Here is a 278-nt window from a genome sequence, read left to right on the forward strand (position 1 = left end):
GGCTACGACGATGACCCGACGACGCCCGGGCACTCGGGGCTGCGCTACACGATTGCCCAGGAGATTATCGACAACGGTGTCGGCCCCATCGAAGCGGATGCCGGGGTGGATGTCACCATTCTTCATTACGAAAACATGCGCCAGAATGATCGTATTTACCTGGCCTGGGGGAAGGCGACGGTGGAGCACACCGTCCTGCCGGGCGAGGTGGATACGGATATCACGATCCATGTCGACAAGGCCAAGATTGTCGAGGGCGATGACGGCGAGGTCATCGT

At 60.1% G+C, this 278-nt stretch carries 1 protein-coding gene; it reads left to right on the forward strand.

What is annotated here, in order from left to right; all coding sequences use genetic code 11:
• The coding region (locus HU811_RS27250) for a hypothetical protein (RefSeq protein WP_186659241.1) at positions 1-278 on the forward strand (278 nt) is incomplete at both ends.

Origin of the sequence: Pseudomonas tehranensis (assembly GCF_014268615.1) — a bacterium.
Lineage (GTDB): Bacteria > Pseudomonadota > Gammaproteobacteria > Pseudomonadales > Pseudomonadaceae > Aquipseudomonas > Aquipseudomonas tehranensis.